Source organism: Staphylococcus simulans, assembly GCF_003043455.1.
Taxonomy (GTDB): Bacteria; Bacillota; Bacilli; order Staphylococcales; family Staphylococcaceae; genus Staphylococcus; species Staphylococcus simulans_A.
This window is the reverse complement of the sequence record NZ_PZGG01000019.1, coordinates 18,144-39,082: the sequence shown is the minus strand read 5'-3', so window position 1 is coordinate 39,082 and position 20,939 is coordinate 18,144. Positions and strand designations below refer to the sequence as shown.

21 protein-coding genes are annotated in these 20,939 nt (G+C 35.4%); 15 read left to right on the top strand and 6 right to left on the bottom strand.

Annotated features, from left to right (window positions below; genetic code table 11):
• Together BU038_RS05025 and BU038_RS05020 are read left to right on the top strand one after the other, a co-directional pair.
• Positions 1 to 379, top strand: a 379-nt coding sequence (locus BU038_RS05025; RefSeq protein WP_428843591.1) for a TcaA NTF2-like domain-containing protein, incomplete at its 5' end; no start/stop codon positions are given.
• Positions 380 to 543: 164 nt separating this feature from the next.
• On the top strand, positions 544 to 1,761 hold the full coding sequence (locus tag BU038_RS05020; protein ID WP_107605109.1) for a multidrug effflux MFS transporter: 1,218 nt from the start codon (positions 544 to 546) through the stop codon (positions 1,759 to 1,761).
• A gap of 97 nt (positions 1,762 to 1,858) precedes the next feature.
• Here the strand turns inward: BU038_RS05020 and BU038_RS05015 are convergent, their stop codons facing one another.
• Positions 1,859 to 2,413 carry a TetR/AcrR family transcriptional regulator gene (locus BU038_RS05015; protein ID WP_107605108.1) on the bottom strand — a complete coding sequence of 185 codons (555 nt, stop codon included), beginning with the start codon at positions 2,411 to 2,413 and terminating at the stop codon, positions 1,859 to 1,861.
• Positions 2,414 to 2,540: 127 nt separating this feature from the next.
• On the opposite strand from BU038_RS05015, the gene BU038_RS05010 reads away from it, so the two are divergent.
• Entirely contained in the window at positions 2,541 to 3,185 is a 645-nt protein-coding gene (locus tag BU038_RS05010) for an HlyD family secretion protein (RefSeq protein WP_107605107.1), read from the top strand.
• Between the two features lie 12 nt (positions 3,186 to 3,197).
• On the top strand, positions 3,198 to 5,030 hold the full coding sequence (locus BU038_RS05005; protein WP_107605106.1) for a DHA2 family efflux MFS transporter permease subunit: 1,833 nt from the start codon (positions 3,198 to 3,200) through the stop codon (positions 5,028 to 5,030).
• Positions 5,031 to 5,143: 113 nt separating this feature from the next.
• Here the strand turns inward: BU038_RS05005 and BU038_RS05000 are convergent, their stop codons facing one another.
• The 4 genes from BU038_RS05000 to BU038_RS04985 form a co-directional block, all read right to left on the bottom strand.
• Positions 5,144 to 7,669: an MMPL family transporter gene (locus tag BU038_RS05000; RefSeq protein ID WP_107605105.1), complete on the bottom strand. Its 2,526-nt coding sequence runs from the start codon at positions 7,667 to 7,669 to the stop codon at positions 5,144 to 5,146.
• A 165-nt stretch (positions 7,670 to 7,834) separates the two neighbouring features.
• Positions 7,835 to 8,473: a hypothetical protein gene (locus tag BU038_RS04995; RefSeq protein ID WP_107605104.1), complete on the bottom strand. Its 639-nt coding sequence runs from the start codon at positions 8,471 to 8,473 to the stop codon at positions 7,835 to 7,837.
• A gap of 54 nt (positions 8,474 to 8,527) precedes the next feature.
• Entirely contained in the window at positions 8,528 to 8,959 is a 432-nt protein-coding gene (locus BU038_RS04990) for a hypothetical protein (RefSeq protein ID WP_107605103.1), read from the bottom strand.
• Positions 8,956 to 9,438, bottom strand: a complete 483-nt coding sequence (locus BU038_RS04985) for a thioesterase family protein (RefSeq protein WP_107605102.1) — start codon at positions 9,436 to 9,438, stop codon at positions 8,956 to 8,958. The genes BU038_RS04990 and BU038_RS04985 overlap by 4 nt, the downstream gene beginning before the upstream one ends.
• Positions 9,439 to 9,592: 154 nt before the next feature.
• Between BU038_RS04985 and corA the strand changes: the two genes are divergently transcribed.
• From corA to nrdG, 5 genes are all read left to right on the top strand, one after another.
• A complete protein-coding gene (gene corA / locus BU038_RS04980; RefSeq protein WP_107605101.1) occupies positions 9,593 to 10,540 on the top strand; it encodes a magnesium/cobalt transporter CorA in 948 nt (315 codons plus the stop codon).
• A 94-nt stretch (positions 10,541 to 10,634) separates the two neighbouring features.
• The gene (fni, locus tag BU038_RS04975; protein ID WP_107605100.1) at positions 10,635 to 11,672 is read left to right on the top strand and encodes a type 2 isopentenyl-diphosphate Delta-isomerase; all 1,038 of its coding nucleotides are present in this window, start codon (positions 10,635 to 10,637) and stop codon (positions 11,670 to 11,672) included.
• A gap of 393 nt (positions 11,673 to 12,065) precedes the next feature.
• A complete protein-coding gene (locus BU038_RS04970) occupies positions 12,066 to 12,551 on the top strand; it encodes a hypothetical protein (protein ID WP_107605099.1) in 486 nt (161 codons plus the stop codon).
• Positions 12,552 to 12,975: 424 nt separating this feature from the next.
• Positions 12,976 to 14,823, top strand: coding sequence for an anaerobic ribonucleoside-triphosphate reductase (gene nrdD, locus BU038_RS04965; protein ID WP_107605098.1), 1,848 nt, complete (start codon positions 12,976 to 12,978; stop codon positions 14,821 to 14,823).
• A gap of 2 nt (positions 14,824 to 14,825) precedes the next feature.
• A complete protein-coding gene (gene nrdG / locus BU038_RS04960) occupies positions 14,826 to 15,353 on the top strand; it encodes an anaerobic ribonucleoside-triphosphate reductase activating protein (RefSeq protein ID WP_107605097.1) in 528 nt (175 codons plus the stop codon).
• 81 nt (positions 15,354 to 15,434) lie between these two features.
• Here the strand turns inward: nrdG and BU038_RS04955 are convergent, their stop codons facing one another.
• Positions 15,435 to 16,049, bottom strand: coding sequence for a DNA-3-methyladenine glycosylase (locus BU038_RS04955; protein WP_107605096.1), 615 nt, complete (start codon positions 16,047 to 16,049; stop codon positions 15,435 to 15,437).
• A 252-nt stretch (positions 16,050 to 16,301) separates the two neighbouring features.
• Here BU038_RS04955 and BU038_RS04950 point away from each other — a divergent pair, with 252 nt between their 5' ends.
• The 6 genes from BU038_RS04950 to BU038_RS04925 all read left to right on the top strand — a co-directional run bounded on the left by BU038_RS04950 (position 16,302) and on the right by BU038_RS04925 (position 20,834).
• A complete protein-coding gene (locus BU038_RS04950; RefSeq protein ID WP_158262784.1) occupies positions 16,302 to 16,940 on the top strand; it encodes a DUF805 domain-containing protein in 639 nt (212 codons plus the stop codon).
• Positions 16,941 to 17,019: 79 nt separating this feature from the next.
• On the top strand, positions 17,020 to 17,523 hold the full coding sequence (locus BU038_RS04945; protein ID WP_107605094.1) for a DUF805 domain-containing protein: 504 nt from the start codon (positions 17,020 to 17,022) through the stop codon (positions 17,521 to 17,523).
• A 144-nt stretch (positions 17,524 to 17,667) separates the two neighbouring features.
• Positions 17,668 to 17,874, top strand: coding sequence for a helix-turn-helix transcriptional regulator (locus BU038_RS04940; protein WP_002479678.1), 207 nt, complete (start codon positions 17,668 to 17,670; stop codon positions 17,872 to 17,874).
• Positions 17,867 to 18,589: a DUF3169 family protein gene (locus BU038_RS04935; protein ID WP_107605093.1), complete on the top strand. Its 723-nt coding sequence runs from the start codon at positions 17,867 to 17,869 to the stop codon at positions 18,587 to 18,589. The genes BU038_RS04940 and BU038_RS04935 overlap by 8 nt, the downstream gene beginning before the upstream one ends.
• A gap of 123 nt (positions 18,590 to 18,712) precedes the next feature.
• Entirely contained in the window at positions 18,713 to 19,612 is a 900-nt protein-coding gene (locus BU038_RS04930) for an ABC transporter ATP-binding protein (protein WP_107605092.1), read from the top strand.
• Positions 19,605 to 20,834 carry an ABC transporter permease gene (locus BU038_RS04925; RefSeq protein WP_107605091.1) on the top strand — a complete coding sequence of 410 codons (1,230 nt, stop codon included), beginning with the start codon at positions 19,605 to 19,607 and terminating at the stop codon, positions 20,832 to 20,834. Before BU038_RS04930 ends, BU038_RS04925 begins: the two co-directional genes overlap by 8 nt.
• The last annotated feature ends 105 nt before the right edge of the window (positions 20,835 to 20,939 follow it).

Genomic DNA, 20,939 nt, shown 5'->3' with positions numbered 1-20,939 from the left:
GTATGTAGAAGAGAAAGAAAAAGAGGAAAACAGTTTAAAAAATAAATTGTCTCGTTTCTTTGATAAATACACATCAGCTTTAAATGATGCATCGACAACTAATAATTTCGCAAGTGTGTCTCCGTTTTTAAAAACAGGAACTGATAATTATAAACAGACACAACAATTGATTCAATCAGGGCAAGGTGCAGCGTCTTTTTACCAAACGCCCCAAGTCGTTGACGTGACGACTGAAGGGGCGCATGTTTACGCCGAAGTATTAAATTTAAATAACCAAGGTGTATGGGTTAAATCAACTTATAAACTTTTAGATGATAATCATAAATCGGGTCAGATACCTAATACTGACGATTTGAAAATCATCAGCTATGAATCATAAATCAACTCCTTTTTATCCGATGGATAGAGAGGAGTTTTTAATGTGCAGTTATTATATGTTTGATTATTTGGAATAATGGTTTTATTTTCATTGTATTATTTTGACTATCGGTATAACATGAGGATATTAATTGAATTGTATAGAGAGAAAGAAGGGGATTGTTTGTGAGTCAGGGACATACATATCAAAAGCGACCGCCTATATTTTTGATTATTATTTTAGGGGCGCTGACAGCAATCGGTGCGTTATCCATCGATATGTTTTTACCAGGTCTGCCGCAAATCAGAGCGGACTTTAATACGACTGCTTCTGCAGCACAATTAACACTGACTTTATTTATGGTTGGATTAGCATTTGGTAATTTGATTATGGGGCCGTTATCAGATGCTTACGGAAGAAAACAACCACTGATTATAGTAATGATAATCTATACTATCGCAAGTGTCGGCATTGTTTTTTCAGCGAACATTACAATGATGATCAGCTTAAGACTGATTCAAGGCTTATGTGCAGGAGCAGCTGCGGTGATTTCACGAGCGATTGCCAGTGATATGTATCATGGGAAAGCTTTAACGAAATTCTTAGCTGTTTTAATGCTGGTTAATGGTGTGGCGCCAGTTATTGCGCCAGCACTCGGCGGTATCATCTTATTGTTTTCAACTTGGCATATGGTTTTTATTATCTTAACGATTTTCGGCATTTTTATGGTATTTAGCACCTCTATACGGGTGCCAGAATCTTTAAGCAAACAAGCGAGAGAGCCAGCTGATATCAAATCAATTTTAATTCAGTTCAAACGTTTATTGAAACGCCCACGATTTGTATTGCCGATGTTGCTTCAAGGGATGACCTTTGTGATTTTATTCAGTTACATTTCAGCATCTCCATTTATTACGCAACGTATTTATACGCTGACACCCCAAGCGTTCAGTATTATGTTCGCAGTGAACGGGATCGGATTGATTATTTCATCACAGCTATCGGGTAAATTAGTTGATTACTTTTCACCATTAGCTATTATGCGCGGTTATACTTGGGTTCAACTTGTTGGTGTAGTCTTGATTTCAATCGTACTGATTTTCCATTTGCCGATTTTCTTCTTGTTCATTGCGTTCTTTGTGTTAGTCAGTCCAGTGACAGGTATAGCGACACTTGGCTTTTCAGTTGCGATGGATGAACGCACAGGAGGCGGCGGAAGTGCTTCAAGTTTGTTAGGTTTAGTTCAAACATTAATTGGTGGCATCAGTACACCGTTAGTCGGTTTAATGGGAGAAAGCAGTTATATCCCTTATTTAATCATCATTTTTATCGCGTCGATTGTATTGATCATACTTCACATCATAACGGCGAGAGTCTTTGCGATGCAGCAGAATAAAAATTAGTAAGTGAAATATATGAAATTTTGTTTTTGTTTAAGCTTATAAAAAGAGGAAGTGCCTTCATATCAAGCACTTCCTCTTTATTATTTTAGTAATATTATTAAGCTTGTTGTCTCATTTTAATGGTATTGACTAACATTGTTTGTGCCATTGCTTCAGGTGCTTCTGTACAATCACGTCTTAACCAAGTATGAATGACACCTAATTGACCACCAATTAAATAATGCGCAAAGTAAACCTTATCTGAAACCCTTGTATAATCGTTCAACAATCTTTCGTAAGATTCATGGGTAAAGGTCACGAATTTAATAATCACATCTTTTTGTGGATGTGTGACAAAGATAGCGCGGAAAAATCGTTGAAATCTTTGAATGTATCTGAAGATAATGCGGAAAAACTGAAGCAGTTTTTGATTTTCTTTTTTTATAGCTTCGAAATTTTGATAAACGATGCGCATTAATTTTTGATAGCGGTTCATGTGATAGTTTTGAATCTGTTCAAACAAATCATATTTATCTAAGAAATAGGCGTAGAAAGTAGAGCGATTGATACCACTGTATGCGCAAATCATTTTAATGGTAATTTCTTCTGGTGCATAGTCTTCCATCAAACCGATTGTACTTTTGAATATTTGGATTCGAGCACGCTTTTTCATCTTTGCACCTCTTTAATACACTTTAAAATTGCCCGACACATTTTTAAAAAGTGTTGGTGTTTTTTTAAGTTACATGTCTTTATACTATTAAAAGTGACTTTGAAAAGCAAATAGGAGGAAAGTACGTATGAAGAAGTTAATCATTATTAATATTGTGACAATCGTAGTGCTTGTGTTAATCGGCATTGGCGGTTTTTACTACTATAATCAAGCAACAAGTTATATAAAAACAGAAAATGCGAAAGTAGATGGCCAACAAATTAAAATTGCGAGTCCTGTTTCAGGCAAAGTAGAATCATTTGATGGCAAAGAAAACAAATACTATAAAAAAGATGAACAAATCGCAGAAGTAGCTGGTAAAGGAGAAGATGGATCTCCGCAAAAAATGGATATTAAAATGCCACAAGCAGGTACTATTGTAAAAACAGATGCCCAAGAAGGCGGCATGGTTCAAGCAGGTTCACCAATGGCATACGCGTATAATTTAGATGAGTTATACATTACAGCAAATGTAGACGAGACAGACCTCGGAGATGTTGAAAAGGGTAAAAAAGTAGATGTTAAAATTGACGGTCAAGATTCTAAAATGAAAGGTAAAGTAGAACAAGTTGGTAAAGCAACAGCTTCAAGTTTCTCTTTAATGCCTTCATCTAACAGCGACGGCAACTATACTAAAGTATCACAAGTCGTACCTGTGAAGATTTCACTTGAATCTGCACCGGCAAAATCAGTGGTTCCAGGTATGAATGCTGAAGTAAGTATTCATAAGTAAGGAGGTCAATCTATGACACTTGCTTTAATTATATATATTGTCGTTGCATTACTGATTGTACTGCTGATTAATGTTTTCTTAAGAAAACGCAAATCTTCACAATCAGTACGTCAACCTAACCCCTCTCACATCAAACAAAGTACTGATCCCTCAAGATTTAAAGCGAGCGATTTAGATGCGCCAACTGAATCCACAGAGGATGCGGACTTAAAACAAACACACTCAGATGAAATTAATTCTGAGTCAATAGATGAACAGGATACAACACAAAATCAAGACACAGAAGAAACAGAACAACCAACACAAGGCGATTCAGTCATGTATCGTTTTGGTAAAGGTGCGACACGTAATAAAGTCCTTGCGGCTATGTTGTTTGGGATGTTTATTGCGATTTTAAACCAAACCTTATTAAACGTGGCTTTACCTAAAATCAACAGTGATTTTAATATCACAGCGTCAACTGGACAATGGTTGATGACTGGCTTCATGTTGGTAAACGGTATTTTAATTCCGGTCAGCGCCTTTTTATTCGACCGATTTTCTTATCGTAAATTGTATCTCTTTTCACTAGTTATTTTCACACTCGGCTCATTAGTCTGCGGTATTGCGACGAATTTCCCGATTATGATGACTGGCCGTGTGCTTCAAGCAGCGGGCGCAGGAATTTTAATGCCGCTTGGTTCTAATGTGATTATGACAATTTTCCCTCCAGCCAAACGTGGTATGGCTATGGGTGTAATGGGCGTTGCGATGATTTTAGCGCCTGCCATCGGTCCGACATTATCAGGTTATATCGTTCAAAATTATCATTGGAACATTATGTTTTATGGTATGTTCTTTATTGGTATTCTTGCGATAGTTGTCGGTTATTTCGGCTTCAAAATTTACCAACATACATCTCAACCTAAAGCAGATGTACCAGGTATTATTTTCAGTACGTTAGGCTTCGGTGCATTATTATATGGCTTTAGTGAAGCAGGTAATGCAGGTTGGGGTTCAACTGAAATTATTGTGTCATTCACGATCGGAGCTATTTTCATTATCTTATTCGTATTAAGAGAATTACGTATGAAGATGCCGATGTTGAACTTCGAAGTCTTGAAGTTTCCAACGTATGCATTAACAACTTTAATTAACGTCATTGTGATGATGAGTTTATATGGCGGTATGTTATTATTACCGATTTATTTACAAGATTTACGTGGTTTCACAGCGATTGATTCTGGTTTATTATTATTACCAGGTGCCTTAGTAATGGGACTCTTAGGTCCGATTGCTGGTAAATTGTATGATATGGTCGGTATTAAACCACTTGCGATATTTGGTATTGCGGTAATGACATACGGTACATGGGAGTTAACACATCTAACAATGGATACACCGTATTCACATATTATGGGGATTTATATTTTACGTTCATTCGGTATGGCATTTATCATGATGCCTATTATGACAGCAGGTATGAATGCTTTGCCAGCACGCTTAATTTCACATGGTAATGCCTTAGTGAACACATTACGTCAATTAGCTGGTTCTATAGGTACAGCTATTTTAGTTACAGTTATGACGACACAAACAACTGAACATATGAATACGTTCGCACAGGATTTAGATAAAACAAATCCTGCCATTCAAGACCAAATGAAAGAAATGGCCATGCAATATGGCGGCCAAGAAGGTGCCATGAAAGTGATTATGACTTTCTTAAACAAACTTGCGACAGTTGAAGGTGTCAATGATGCATTCTGGATTGCGACATTATTTAGTGCCATCGCATTATTCTTAAGTTTCTTTATTCAAAGTAAGAAAAAAGCAGATGCATTTGCGCAAGAACACGATCATTAAAAAATATTGAAGATATAAAAGAAAGCGACAGGTGTTGTATCTGTCGCTTTTTTATAAGAAAAACGCCTCTGCGTCTTGTACACAGGGGCGTTTCTTCAATTATGATTTATTTCTTAATGTGTATGGTCTGTACTTGATGTGTTCATGTGATGATTCGTCTTAGGGGCTTTAAATGGCCACCAGTTTCCTTTGTTGAATGATTGTGCAACAGAAGGGATGAACAATGGTAATAACAGTACGTTGTAAATAATGAGTCCGATAATAATCACGGTCGCAATTTCCATAAGTGTCAAGGCACCAGAAGTATAAAGTGCTGCGACTGTACCGACTAATATGATGCATGCAGTCATAATCACTGTACCCATCTTACGCATTGAAGTAATAATTGCGTCTGTGACTGAGTGGCCTTGTTCGACTTCTTCGGTGAAGCGGTTGACTAAGAAAATCGCATAGTCGATACCTAAGGCCATAAGTACGACAAAGCTGAAGAATGGAACAACTAATGAGAGACCACCCATATCAAATAAGTTCGTAAAGATCAGATTCGAAATACCAATAGATGCATAATATGTGATTAAAATAGATGCAATCATATAAATTGGCATAATGATTGAACGTTCAAAAATCAACAGTACAATAAATAAGAATACTGTAATTAATGCGATGGCTTTATTCATATCACTATTGACTGTTTTTTCTAAGTCATTGTTTTGTGATGACGTGCCACCGAACTCAATATCACTATTTTCGAATGATGTACCTTTAACTTGGTGATCAACAGTCTCATGTATTGTATCTACAGTTTGCATGGATGATTTGGAGAATGGATCTCCTTTTAATTCAACTGTCATTAACAATACTTTACCGTTACCTTCACTATATTGTTTAACCGAATCTTTAAGGTCTGTATTTTTCAACATATCATTTGTGATATGCATACCTGATTTGTCGATATTTTTATCATCGGCCATTTCTTTTAAGCGTTGTTGAATCTGAGATTGTCCACCTTGAACTTGTGAAATACCTTCTTGTGATTGTTCAAGTCCTTTGGTAAGTTGACCAGATTGACCAGTGACTTGTTGTACTGCTTGTTGTGGTGGGAGTTGAGAGCTTTGTTGTATCATTTGTTGTACACGTTGCTGGTCTGTTAAAGGTTGTACTTGTGATTGCATCTCGCCTAAACCATTGTTGACTTGATCAAGTCCTTGATTGGCTTCATTTAATTTGCTTTGAATGACATCTAATTGATGTGTTGCAGAAAGAGATTTAATCGGTTCTCCTGTAGGACGTGTAATCGTGCTGACACTATCTACACCTTTTATTTTTTCAATCGATTGTGCCAATACTTCAGCATCATTCACACCTTTAGAAGTAGTCAGTTTATGATTGTCTGAAACCGCAATGTTTACAGGGAATGCTTGTCCCATAGTGAAGTCATCTTTAATGATATTGATGGCTTTAATAGAATCATATTGATCACTGATTTCATTCGTATTGTCGAATGAAATTTTGTTAGGTGCGAAAATAATAAGCGGTATAAGAATAACTAAAACAATAACAAGTCCTAAGAAAGGACGTTTCGTTGTAAAGCGGCCCAATTTGCCCCATAAGTTACTATCTTTGTGTGTACCTGCATTTCTGCTTGGCCAGAATATTTTTTCACCCGTTACCATCAATAGGGTCGGTAATAAGGTGAATAAGATAATCATCAGACATAGTACACCAATTGCGATGCCCATAGCTGAGCGGAAAAGACTGAATTCTACAAAGAATAATGCTGCAAAACCAACTAATACTGTAATGGCACAGATTAAAATCGTACGTCCGCCATTTTTAAAGGTATTCAATACGGCTTGATAATTAGTTTGATTTTTACTTAGTTCTTCCTTATAACGATTAAGTAATAAGATACAGTAATCCGTTCCGATACCAAACAACAATGCGATTAAGAATGGTTGGATATAGATGGAAATCGGAAAATCGATATATTTAACGAGTAATGCCAAAATACCTTGTGAGAATAAATAAGAAATACCGACTAAAAGTAATGGTACAAAAGGTGTAACTACTGAACGAAAGACTAAGAATAAGATACCTAGAATTAAAACGACTGTAATAATTTCAGTTTTCTGCAGTCCTTCATTCACACTTTTATTGATATCATCATTAATGATTTCGTTACCTGTTAAATAAGACGACTTAAAGTCTTGATGAATATGATTGATATCATCTGCAGCATTTAAAGTTTTAGTTTTATCATCTGTCGTTTCAATAGGAATCAGTACAGTTTTCTGATTGTCTGCCACTAATTTATCTTCGATGGTCTTGCTTTCGACAGGATTAATGACATTTTCAACATGTTTTACTTTCTTGATGTCTTTGACATAGTCATTAAGCTGTTGACGACTTGCTTTATCAAGCGGTTTATCTAACTTGACGACTGCGCTGATACTCTCGGAATCAGCCCCGACATCTTTTAATTTATTTGTATATTGTTGTGAGGTCATATCATCGGGAGGCTTAATATCACCCTTGTCTTCGGCCAGTTTAGATAAATTAGGCGCAAAGACTAAAGTACAAGCCACCATTATCACAACAATAATTGAAATTAGCCATCTGAATTTCAATATTGTTTTCATTTTCTATATGGACTCCTTTTTATAAAATTTCCTCACACTCTTTAGTTGAGAGGTGTTAACCATACTTATAATAAAGAGAATTAAGTTTGTTGTAAAGTTAAGTGTTTGTAGGAAAATAAATGTAAAAAAGCAACAACTCGGTGTGAGCTGCTGCTGGTTAAATTACTATTTAATTCGAATACGACGGTTTCTAAAGAATAAGCTGATAAAGAGTAAACCGAAACAACATGCGAGTAATACAGTCGCATTACTTATCGCTTCACCTGTGACTAAGATTTTGTCAGGTGAGAGGTTGATAAAGTATTGTTGTAATGTTTCAGATACGCGTTTCGCTGTTTCTTCGACGATATAAGCTAGACCGAAAGGAATCGCGAACATAATGGCGATTAAGACCATGTTAACGATTTTAATCGCAGTACGATTGAAAATTAATGTTAGAACCGTCAAAATCAAGCTGAGAATACCGGCGAAGAAAAAGGCGTAAAAGGCCAGTTTCAATTTGCTGATATTATCTTGAAGTTGGCTGATTTGCGTTAAATCAACATTTTGACTCGATATGTTTTGCAGTGTTTCTTGGAAATTCAAGATTTGTGAAAAACGAATGGGTTCATTCACGAGTAAAATATTGAAAATAGGTTCTTTCAGCATACTGTAAATCGAGATGATTGTCAGAATCAATACAATGATTTGGATGATTAAGCTGACGTAAGAGCGCTTCTTTTTAGGCGCGAAATATTGGCCGCGGTGAAGCGGTACTCGATCTAAAGGAGCTTTATCAGCCCGTCGTAAATTATTTTGAGCCATAATGGACCAAATACCTCCCTTTGAAGAAAGAAGAACAGAATGATTTATATATTCCTATAACTTATCTTCTGACTGTATTGTATTTATTTTATCACTGATGACTTGAATCACATAGTACTTTCCTTGTGTTTCGTAGAGTTGTGCTACAGTCAGACCTTCTTCGTAATAGGCTTGATTGGTTGTGTTGTTTGATGGGATTTTACTCTGAAGTTGCGATAATTGGGCTTCTAACTCTTGTTTTGTATTTTCAATTAAAACTACGATGTCTTGGTTTGTTCCTGTTGTTTGTAATTGATTTTGTAGTGTATCTATCATTTGACGTTTACCTTGTATTGTCGCATGCATGATGCCGCGTTCAAATAATTTATAGTCAGGACCTTTAGTCACATTGTCTTTGAGTTGATTGAGCTCACTCAGTTCGACTTTGACATCGTCCGTTAAATCCAACAAGGTTATTTGAAGTTCTTCTTGAAGAGATAAATTCATTTGGAATCTCCTTTTTGGGGTATGTCAATACGATGACCTAATTGTTTCGGCCAATCGACCTTAGGTTGCGTGTTGAAGTAAAGTTCAACATTCCGCATAAATGTTTCAGGGAAAGCAGCTGATTTCTCAGTTTCGCCATCGATGCCCATCATCATCTGTTCATTCGTTGCGACAATGTCGCCTTGTTCATTACGCATGATTAAAAAGAAATGCAGGCGTTTGTAGTCATAGTTATAAAGGTGAATATCTATTTGATAAGTATCATTCAGTTTAAGTTGAGATAAGAATGTTGTATGTTCTTCAATTGTGAAAATCGTATAGTTTAACTGTTTACGTTCTTCTAATGAAAGGCCGTTATTATAGTTGAATTCATTCGTTGCTTGGCTGAATGCTTCGTTATATTGTGAATCGTGCATATGCTGATTATGATCAATCATAGATTTTTCTACTGTTCCTGTTAATGTAAATAAGTTGTCCATTAAAAAACTCCTTTTCCGATTATTCTTTTTTATTTATTACGTATTGTTTTGTACATTATAACCCTCCATAATATACAAATCAGTGATGATAACTTCAAACATACTTAATACTAAAAATGATAAACTAATTTTATGACATGGGGGAGGGAAACACATGAGTATGTCCATATATTATCAAACTAAATCACATGGCTTCAAAACAGTAGACAATAAGCGTGATATTCCGTCGGATGCGACGGTTATTTGGTTTGATTTGAGTGAACCAACTGAACAAGAAAACAAGTTTTTATTAGATAGTTTTGATTTTAATCCATTAGAAGTTGATGATACAATTCATGCCAATCCAAGAGCGAAATATAAGAATTACGGTGATTATCAGAATATCGTATTCCATCGACTTTCAGAACAAAACTATCAAGTTGAAGTCTTAAATATCTTTATTAAAAACAATATTTTAATCACATATCATCACCAGCCAATTGATGAAATTGAAGCAGTTCACAAGCAAGTCACTGCCCGTTTTGATAAAGAATTAGATTGTGATGATATTGTTCTTTATATTCTTGACCATATTGTTGATGAATATTTCAATCATGTGGAAAAGATATCAGATAAAGTATTCATGTTTGAAGATGAACATGGTGGAGAGCGTACCAATAAATATATGATGGATGATTTGTTTGATTTACGTTCCGACATCATTAAGATGAACAGAATCATTATGCCGATGAAAGAGTTGATCGACACATTACAATATTCTAGTGCTTTAGTCAGAGATGAAAGACATAGAATGTATATTCAACATATTAAAGATCACATCGTCAAAGAAGAAAATATGTTGAGAACAGCGCAGGATATCACAAAAGAAATCAGAGATAATTTTGAATCATATACCACATATAGAATGAACCATGTCATGCAGATATTAACCATTGTTTCAATGATTTTCATGCCGTTAACATTGTTAGCGGGAATTTATGGGATGAACTTTGAGTATATGCCAGAGCTGAAATGGCATTATGGTTACTTTATTTGCCTAGGATTAATGGTACTAATCACGTTATGGTGCCTTTGGTTCTTCAAACGTAAAAATATGCTTTAGTATGATATGGAAAATGAACGTAAAAACTGGAACGAATGTCAGTAGATTGATACACTATCACTAATACATGAAAGAAAAGAAAGTAGGAAAGACAATGAGCGACTCTAAAAGGGAACAACGAAAAGATGATCACGTAAAAATTGCGATGGCGCAAACTGATCCGAAATTAACTGATTTTGATCGTGTCAGATTTGTCCATCATTCTATTCCAAGCGTGGACGTAGACCAAGTAGATTTATCAGTCAAATTACCAGATTTTGACTTAAGTTCACCGCTATACATTAACGCTATGACAGGCGGCAGTGAATGGACAAAGCAAATCAATGAAAAACTTGCGGTTGTTGCGAGAGAAACAGGACTTGCGATTGCGGTAGGTTCAACACATGCGGCTTTACGTAATCCAAAAACTGCTGATTCATTCAATATTGTAAGAGAAAAAAATCCAGAAGGTATTTTATTTAGTAATGTCGGCGCAGATGTACCTGCAGACTTAGCTAAGAAATCTGTAGAGATGTTGAATGCGAATGCGCTGCAAGTCCATGTCAATGCACCACAAGAACTTGTGATGCCTGAAGGTAATCGCACGTTTTCAAATTGGATGGAAAATTTGAGCTTGATTGTTCAAACAGTTGACGTACCTGTGATTGTAAAAGAAGTCGGTTTCGGTATGAGCAAAGAAACAATAAAAGCTTTATATGATATCGGCGTACGTTATGTAGATGTCAGCGGTCGAGGCGGTACGAACTTTGTTAATATTGAAAACGAACGCCGTGATTTAAAAGATATGTCTTATCTTCAAAATTGGGGACAATCAACAGTTGAGTCTTTATTAGAAAGCCAATCACTACAAAATAAAATGTCTGTATTTGCGAGCGGCGGCGTACGCAATCCGCTTGATGCAGTGAAATGTATCGCATTAGGCGCAGATGCAGTAGGTATGTCTCGACCTTTCTTAGAACAAGTTGAAAATAACGGCATTACACAAACTGTGGAATATGTAGAAGCGTTTCTTGAACAAATGAAACGTATCGCAACAATGTTAGATGCATCAAATATCCAAGATTTACAAAAAACTTCAGTGATTTTTGATCAATATTTAAAAAATTGGATAGAACAACGTGGTTTAAAATAGAAAAAACACTCAAGTTTTTTGTATAGAAACATACAAAAATTAAGTGTAAATATAAGGAGAGCGGTTCAACTGGTAGAGTGTTGAACCGCTTTTTTAGTAACAAATTGGTTTTGGTATAGGCAATCACGAAGAGCTGGACCTTTGAGTCCATGGGCTCTGGCAACGCTTACACTTATTATAGAACATTAATTTGCACAAAGCACTTAGATTAATTAAAAATGATGGATTGTACAAAATAAAATGATTGGTAAATAACGAAATTACAGATGAGTTTTATTTAATACAGAAGAGAAACATTTTGACATAATGTTGTATTGATTTATAGCTATCTTTTAGAAAATGAGCGAATATATAATAGGTGTATATTAATTCTCTGTCGAAGGGGGTCAGGGAGTGAGACCTAGTTATTCACAATTCAAAAAAATCGTGCTGATAGAACCGACATCACCAGTAGTTGAACCGTTTTTATACTATTATGATAAAAATCAACATCACATCTCAGGACTGCACATCAGTATAGAAGCTGAGTTAAATAATTGGAATGTTTCTCTCGAAAACAATATCAACACGAATATTATCACAGCCAGTCATACCTTTAAAATTGATTGTGTTGTAGATAATGTGAAGTATCATTTGGTTGTCATAACACCCAAGACAAATACCGCTATGATTATAGACATCAATCAAGAGTTACGTATTGAGTTGAGTCGTCCATCGACAAAATATATATACGATATAACCAACTATTTGATTAGCGGCGAGAATTATATATATGCTGCTTACTTAAGCTGTCAACTAACTCATCATAATTTACAAGATTTAATGAATGAACGTGTTTTTAAAGAAAGTTTTATTTTAAGAAATTCTATAAGGGTTTAAACTGCGCCAGCTCTATATGGTTAAATGGATATAAATGTCCTAAAAGAAGGTTAAAATATATAGATGAATTATTTACATCCAGAATAATTCAAGATGAGTATGGCTAGTTGTTTATGTATCACTTCAACAGAAACAATGTGACAGATTAAATAAGCAAAGCTTTTTAGAAGTTTAGGGTAGAAATATTTACAGGTTGTAAAAGTTTTTGTGAATTGATGAGATGTCCTTGTCTATTGTATATAGACGAGGGCATTTTTGCATAGTTAGGAAAAGATGGAAATAGAGTCGTCCTAAATACTCTATTCAAAATTAAGCCACAACATTTTGACATATCTGTTAAAAGTACGGCATTCCTCTTCTAAATTCTATATATTGTGGTAATTTAGTACTTAGAACACAAGATATAGTAGAAAAGGGGAATTCTATGTTGAAACTAGAAGAAAGCTTAAGTCGATTAATCAATAAAGATCCGACTGTAGTGAACGAAAATGCGAATAAAGATAGTGAAACATTTACAACGATGCGTGACTTAACAGCAGGTGTCGTTTCTAAATCATATGCCTTAGAACATTTATTGCCAAAACATGTGGCAGCAGCACATTTAAACGGAGATATTCATTTCCATGATTTAGATTATCATCCCTTCCAACCCTTAACAAACTGTTGCTTGATTGATATTAAAGGAATGTTGGAAAAAGGGTTTGAAATTGGTAATGCACAAGTAGAATCTCCAAAGTCAATTCAAACTGCGACAGCACAAATCGTTCAAATTATTGCGAACGTATCAAGCAGTCAATATGGCGGTTGTACAGTTGACCGTATTGACGAAGTATTAAGTCAATATGCAGAATGTAATGCTCGAAAACATCGTGAAATCGGTGAAAAGTTTGTGTACCCTGAACAATTGGAGGATTATGTCCGTACGCAAACTGAAAAAGATATTAAAGATGCGATGCAAAGCTTAGAATATGAAATCAACACGCTATATACGTCTAATGGACAAACACCTTTTGTGACACTAGGTTTCGGCTTAGGCACAGATACATACAGCCGAATGATTCAAAAGGCAATTTTGAAAACACGTATTCAAGGTTTAGGTCATCATCATGTGACTGCCATTTTCCCTAAGTTGGTTTATTCGATTAAAAAAGGTGTCAATTTTGCGCGTGAAGATACCAACTATGATGTAAAACAGTTAGCCCTAGAATGTTCTACTAAACGTATGTATCCAGATATTTTGAACTATGATAAAACGGTTGAAATCTTAGGTGATTTCAAAGCACCGATGGGTTGCCGTTCATTCTTACCGGCATGGCAAAATGAAAAGGGTGAAAATGAAAACAGCGGTCGTTGTAATTTAGGTGTCGTTACATTGAACTTGCCTCGTATCGCGATTGAAACAGAAGGTGATCCAGCGGCTTTTTGGAGATTACTTGATGAACGTATGTCTTTGATACATGACGCATTAGTGTATCGTATAGAGCGTATTCAATCTGTAATCCCAAATAACGCTCCGATTCTATATAAAAGCGGTGCTTTCCATAACCGCTTAAAAGAAGATGACAATGTGATGGAACTATTTAAACATAAACGTGCAACCATCTCTATGGGTTACATTGGTCTTTATGAAGCGGCAACTGTCTTTTATGGACCAAACTGGGAAACAAATCCTGAAGCGAAAACATTCACGTTAGATATTTTAAGACGCATGAAAGATTTCCAATATCAATGGACAGAAGATTACGATATTTTCTTCAGTTTATATAGCACACCAAGTGAATCATTAACCGATCGATTCTGTCGTTTAGATACAGAACGTTTCGGTTTAATTCCGAATATTACAGATAAAGGTTATTACCAAAATTCATTCCATTATGATGTACGTAAAGCAGTGTCGCCATTTGAGAAATTGGATTTTGAGAAAGATTATCCTTTCTTAGCGAGCGGTGGTTATATTCATTACTGTGAATATCCGAAATTGACACATAATACAAAGGCGCTAGAAGCGGTATGGGATTATTCATATGATAAAGTCAGCTACTTAGGTACCAATGCACCGATAGATAAATGCTATGAATGCGGTTTTGAAGGGGACTTTAAAACAACAGCACACGGCTATGAATGTCCACATTGCGGTAATCACGATCCTGACACAGTAGATGTAGTTAAAAGAACATGCGGTTATCTCGGTAACCCTGTTCAAAGACCAACGATAGAAGGGCGTCATAAAGAAATCGCTGCACGTGTGAAACATATGAAAGGAAACGAATAACGATGTTATATGCACAAGTTGAAACTGGACAAGGCTATCTTGCAAAGATTGAAGAAGAATCGTTTGTGGATGGTGAAGGGGTCAGATGCAGTGTATATGTATCAGGTTGTCCTTTTGCATGTGTCGGCTGTTATAATGTCGCAGCGCAAAAATTTAAATATGGCACACCCTTTACAGATGATACAATGACTCAAATCCTTGATGCTTGTGCACCAGATTACATTGCTGGGTTAAGCCTGTTAGGCGGTGAACCTTTTTGTAATATAGATATTATCCAGCCATTGATTGAAGCATTCAGAGCACGTTTTGGTCATACTAAAACGATTTGGGTTTGGTCTGGTTTTATGTTTGAGAACTTGAAACATAATACAAAAACGCGTAGACAGTTATTAAGCCAAATTGATGTCTTAGTTGATGGACCTTTTGTTCAACAGCTTTATCAACCAGGATTAGCCTTTAAAGGTTCGTTAAATCAACGTGTCATCAATGTTCCACTATCCCTGCAAGCAAATACAATTATAGAAATATGAAAAAAAGTGGTCTCTCCTTTAGATTAAGGAGGGCCACTTTTTTATCAATCCATATAATTTTAAATTATTTTAGCATATTCATTAGTCTTTCCAAGTTTCTTGTGCAGGTTTCATCTCTGATTTTCGCATACGTGACACGTAAGGATTACCTTCTACAGTAAAGCGTAATGGTTTATGTGTCCATTCACCTTTATTGGGGATGCCGATACGCGGACTTTCAACAATATCTACTGGATAACGACGTTGTTTGGTATCAATTTTTAAAGGGCCTTCATTTAACTTAAAGCCATCCAAGGCCATGGTCATATTAAAGGCTCGTGTCCATTTACCTGGGCCGTTTGTTAAGTCTATCCCATCTTTACCATTACGATTTTCTTTCATTTGTTCAGTAATCGTTTCTGGTTCTAGTGCACGAATCAGTACACCTTGGGCAGTACCTGCTGGTTGTGTTACAAAGTTGATTAATAGATGTGTATGCATGACATGGGCATAAATCGTACCGCCATCTTTATACATGGATTGTACACGAGGTGTATTTCGTCCGTTATACGTATGAGCAGCTTGATCAATATCGCCTAAATAAGCTTCTGTTTCAACGATATAACCTGCATACGTTTGTTCACCATCATCAAATTGGACTCTGACCCCTAATAAATCACGTGCGATTTCCTCGGTTGTGCGATGAATAAAATCCATGACTTTCCTCCTCATCTATTTAATACAGTAATTTCTATTTTACGCAAAGATGACAAGGAATAACAATATTTCGTTTGAAGTGTGAGTTTGTAGATATTGTAAAGTTTAGAAAAACTATGCTAATTTTACAATAAGTCTGTTAAAATAAAAAAGAATAGTTTTAAATAACTATTACCTTTTAAAAGACATAAAAGAGTAAGTTGTAATACATAGTAGTACCGTTAATCCATTAAAAAAGAGAGGAGGATGTTTATGATACGACGCGTAGGATTTTTAGAAGCTTTCAAATTGTTCTGGAAAAATTATGTTAATTTTACTGGAAGGTCAACACGCTCAGAATATTGGTTTGCGGCGTTATGGATGCTTATTATATATGCGCCTTTAACTTTTATCATGATTTTAGGAACTATATTTTTAGTCGGTGGTGCTGCAGTTGAGTCCAACGGAGTAGCAGTTATGGGTATGATTTTATTCCTCATATGCATGTTGATATATGTATTATTTGCCTTAGCTACAATCATTCCTACTTGGGCTGTCATGATCAGACGTTTTCATGATACAGGTAGAACTATGGTGATACCGATTATTATGTTCGCATTGAGTATTTTGATGAATGTGTTTAATTTTGTGCTTAATATGGATGAATCAACTGAACTCACGCCAGCGTTAATTATATTTTTAATCATCAGCTTGGTTAACTTAGGTTTGTGGATTTATGTCCTTGTAGTGCTATGTCTGCCAAGTCAAGACAAAGATAACAAGTATGGTCGCAGTCCATATATACACCGCTTTGAACAAGGCAATGCGCCAGCATCTAATACATCGCATACTAAATCGGCTCAATCGACAAAAGGCAGTACGACAAGTCATGATTCAAGTTCCGATTTTTAACATAACTAAGAATTATTGAGCAAAAACATCTATTAGAAAGTATTTCATATAGAATCTAAACAAATGGAGGAGAGATACGATGCATGAACAACACAAAAAGAGTGTCGGATTCGTAGAAGCTTTTGTTTTATTCTGGAAACGTTACATTGATTTTAACGGGAGATCACGTCGTTCAGAATTCTGGTTTATGGTACTATGGACAACGATTATTAACATTGTATTGAATAGTCTGGATGCTTTATTAGGTTTGAACCAAAGTTTTGATAATACTTCTTTTGGTTTAACTACAATTTTTGAAATCGCCAGCTTCATTCCATGGGTCGCTTTGCTTGCGAGACGTTTCCATGATACGGGCAATACAATGGTTGTCCCAATTATCTTTTCCGCTTTATTAATAGTAGAACGTATTCTTTTATTTGTGAATTTAGGAGATGGCATGTTTGCTACAATTGTAGATGCTATTTTCTCTATTGCACAGTTAGTATTTGCGATTTGGGTAATTGTCGTAGGTGTACAAAAGTCGCAAGAAGGACACAATGCTTATGGTCCAGAACCTGTTGGACAACGTTACAGACACGCCTAAAACCAAATAACAAAATAACAATAAGGACGATATTTTCATATAGAAGGTATCGTCTTTTTTGTTTATTATGCATGTCATTTTGACTAATATACTTGTCAAAATGACTATTATCATATAGTATATGTGTTAACGGAGGTAAGGCGCATGAAAACACGATTAAAAGAATTGCGGGCACGAGATGGCTATAATCAAACACAACTAGCGAAAAAAGCAGGGATTTCACGACAAACCGTCTCATTAATTGAACGAAATGAATTTATGCCTTCCGTACTGACTGCCGCAAAAATTGCGCGGATATTCGGAGAACGCATTGAAGACATTTTCATTTTCGAGGAGGACGATTATGAGTAGCACGAAAAAGAATTGGAAATATGCAGGAAAGATTGCATTAGGGGGATTATTGGGAGGATGTGTTGGATTGTATTTCAGTTTTCTAAGTGAACAATCACGATTACAACTATTTGGTACAAATGAAACGGTTATATCAACCGTCATAACGACACTATTAATTATTATAATTGGAGTTTTTATGGTTCAACAGTTGTCTCAAGCTAAAGATTATAAACATCTCTCAGAAGAAGACGAAGCGTTAGGAGATCATTATGATACTTTGTATAATCGTAAGTTTTTCAATGCTTCAGTTTTGAGCCATCTCAGTACATTTGTTGCATTAGCGAATATCATTTTAGTGACTACGTTTAAATTTGCCCATAATCATTGGGAGGTTTCAGTCATTCCGTTTTTAATTTCTACATTTTTTAGTGTGATGTATCAAATCTATTTGCCTAAATTAGACTCAAGACTACCAAAGCCTAATGATGAACAATATGTAGATAAAATGATGAAAGCGATGGATGAAGGTGAGAGATATGTCACATTTTCAGCAATATTTAAGCTATTTCAATATAACTTACTTGCATTAACTGTTTTGATTCTCGCATTGGCATTTTATACTGCCATCACAGGTCATACACAAACATTGGCGTTAACATTGCTGTTTATCTTATTTGTCTTTAATATTAGTTTTTATTACGTAAAAATTTTCAAACACTACCAAAGCAAATAAAGTGTGAATTCTATGTGAATAATTTGTAAAGATAGAGATTTAATAAATATTATTATCATATACTTATAGTATATGTTTGACATGATTACATTCATCAACACCAACGATAAGGAGTGATGTACGATGGCTTTAGTTTTAGAAGACGTAACAAAGCAATATGGCGATAAGACAGTCGTCAATGATATTTCTTTAACACTTGAAAAAGGCAAAATGTTAGGATTCTTAGGACGAAATGGTGCTGGGAAGACGACAACGTTCCGTATGATTTTAGGACTGACACCATTAACAAAAGGAACAGTTACATATAATGGTGAAAAGATGGGTGAACATATGTTTAACCAAGTCGGTTATTTGCCTGAAGAACGTGGTTTGCATCCGAAAATGAAAGTGGCAGATGAATTGCGTTACCTTGCGACTTTAAAAGGGATGGCAAAAAAGGACTTTAATCAAGCATTAGACTATTGGTTGAAACGCTTTGAGATTACTGAGAACAGAGATAAGAAAATTGAATCATTATCTAAAGGTAATCAACAAAAAATTCAATTGTTAGCTAGTCTGATTCATAAACCTGAGTTGTTGATTTTAGATGAACCATTCAGTGGCTTAGATCCAGTCAATGTAGAATTATTAAAATCAGCAGTTAAAGATTTAAACGAGCAAGGTACTACCATTATTTTCAGTTCACATCGTATGGAACATATCGAAGAACTGTGTGACGACATTTGTATATTGAATCATGGTGATTTAGTTTTACAAGGTGATATTCAATCAATTAAGGATCAATTTGATTTGAAGAAAATTGTGATTGAAACAGAAGATGCTTTAGAAAGTTTAGAAGAAGTTGAAGGTGTCACACGTGTAGAACGTTCAAAACGTATGATTACTGTGTCTGTAGAAAATCAAGAAGCCGCAAAACGTGTCTTTGATGCAGTGGCACAACATGGATTTGTAAAAAGATTCCAAGTGCTTGAACCGTCGATTCAAGATATCTTTATTCAACAGGTAGGTGATATTCATGAATAAGTTTTTAGCAACGTTCAATCTGACGTATAAGAATAAAGTGAAATCACGCGCATTTATCATTATGACTGTTATTTTGGCAGTGATTATCATAGCGGCAGCTAACTTGAATAAGATTATCGATTTGTTTGATAATGGACCAGATAAAATCGGCATTGCATCCAATGAGCCGAAGGTTGCGCAAATGGTCAAAGCACAAAGTAAACATATTGAAGAAAAGGGTACAGAATTTAAAATACTCTCTAAAGATCAAGCTTTAAAAGAAATAAAACAAGACAAAATTAACAAAGCTTATATCATTGAACAACAAGGACAAAAAATTAAAGGTGAAGTTGTTAGTAAAGACGCACCGTCTGATGAGAGTGTTCAAAAATTAGAAAATATCTTAACACCTATTCAAACACAAGCAGCAGCGCAACAAATTAATTTAAGCCCAAAAGAACTTTCTGATTTACAACAAAAAAGTGAAGTCACTTCAAAAGCAATCGGTAAAGATGGCGCCGATACTTCTGAAAGTAATAAATTTTTAAATTGGATTATTTTATATGCAGGCATCATGTTGATGTTCCTCGTGATTATGAACTATGCCAACCAAGTAGCAATGGAAGTCGCGACAGAAAAAACTTCACGTGTCATTGAAATGGTCATTACGAGTATTTCACCTATTAAACATATCTTAGCTAAAATTTCAGCTATGATTTGTGTCGCTTTTACACAAGTTCTGATTTTAGTTGCGGTAGGGGCGGCAGCATTATATTTTTCAGATGCGAGCGACTTGATGAAAAAATTTGATATGACTATGACACCTACGACTACAAGATTGATTATTGTCGGTGTCCTTTCTATCATTATCGGTGTGGTTTCTTATACTGTATTAGGAACTATTTTAGGCGCACTTGCGACACGTATTGAAGATTTGAATCAATCATTAATGCCGATGACAATTATTAGTTTCATTGCTTTTTACATCGCAATATTCGGTATGAATAATCCAGACATGATGCTTGTGAAAGTTGCCAGCTTCATTCCGTTATTATCACCGTACTTATTATTTGTTCGGGCTTCGACACCGAATTTAGAGCTGTGGGAAATTATAGTGAGCATGGGTTTATCAGTAATTGTTCTGGTTTTACTTGTTTGGATTGCGGTGAGAAGTTACCGTGATTCGGTTTTAACGTTTGATAAGAATATCTTTAAAGCGTTGAAACGCGCACTTAAAAAATAATAATGACAATCCTATAAAAAGATTTCTAAATGGCGCATGGTTTACTGTATTTCATCTAGTAAACCATGCGCCTTATTGTTAAAATATAAAGTGAGGAAAGTATTA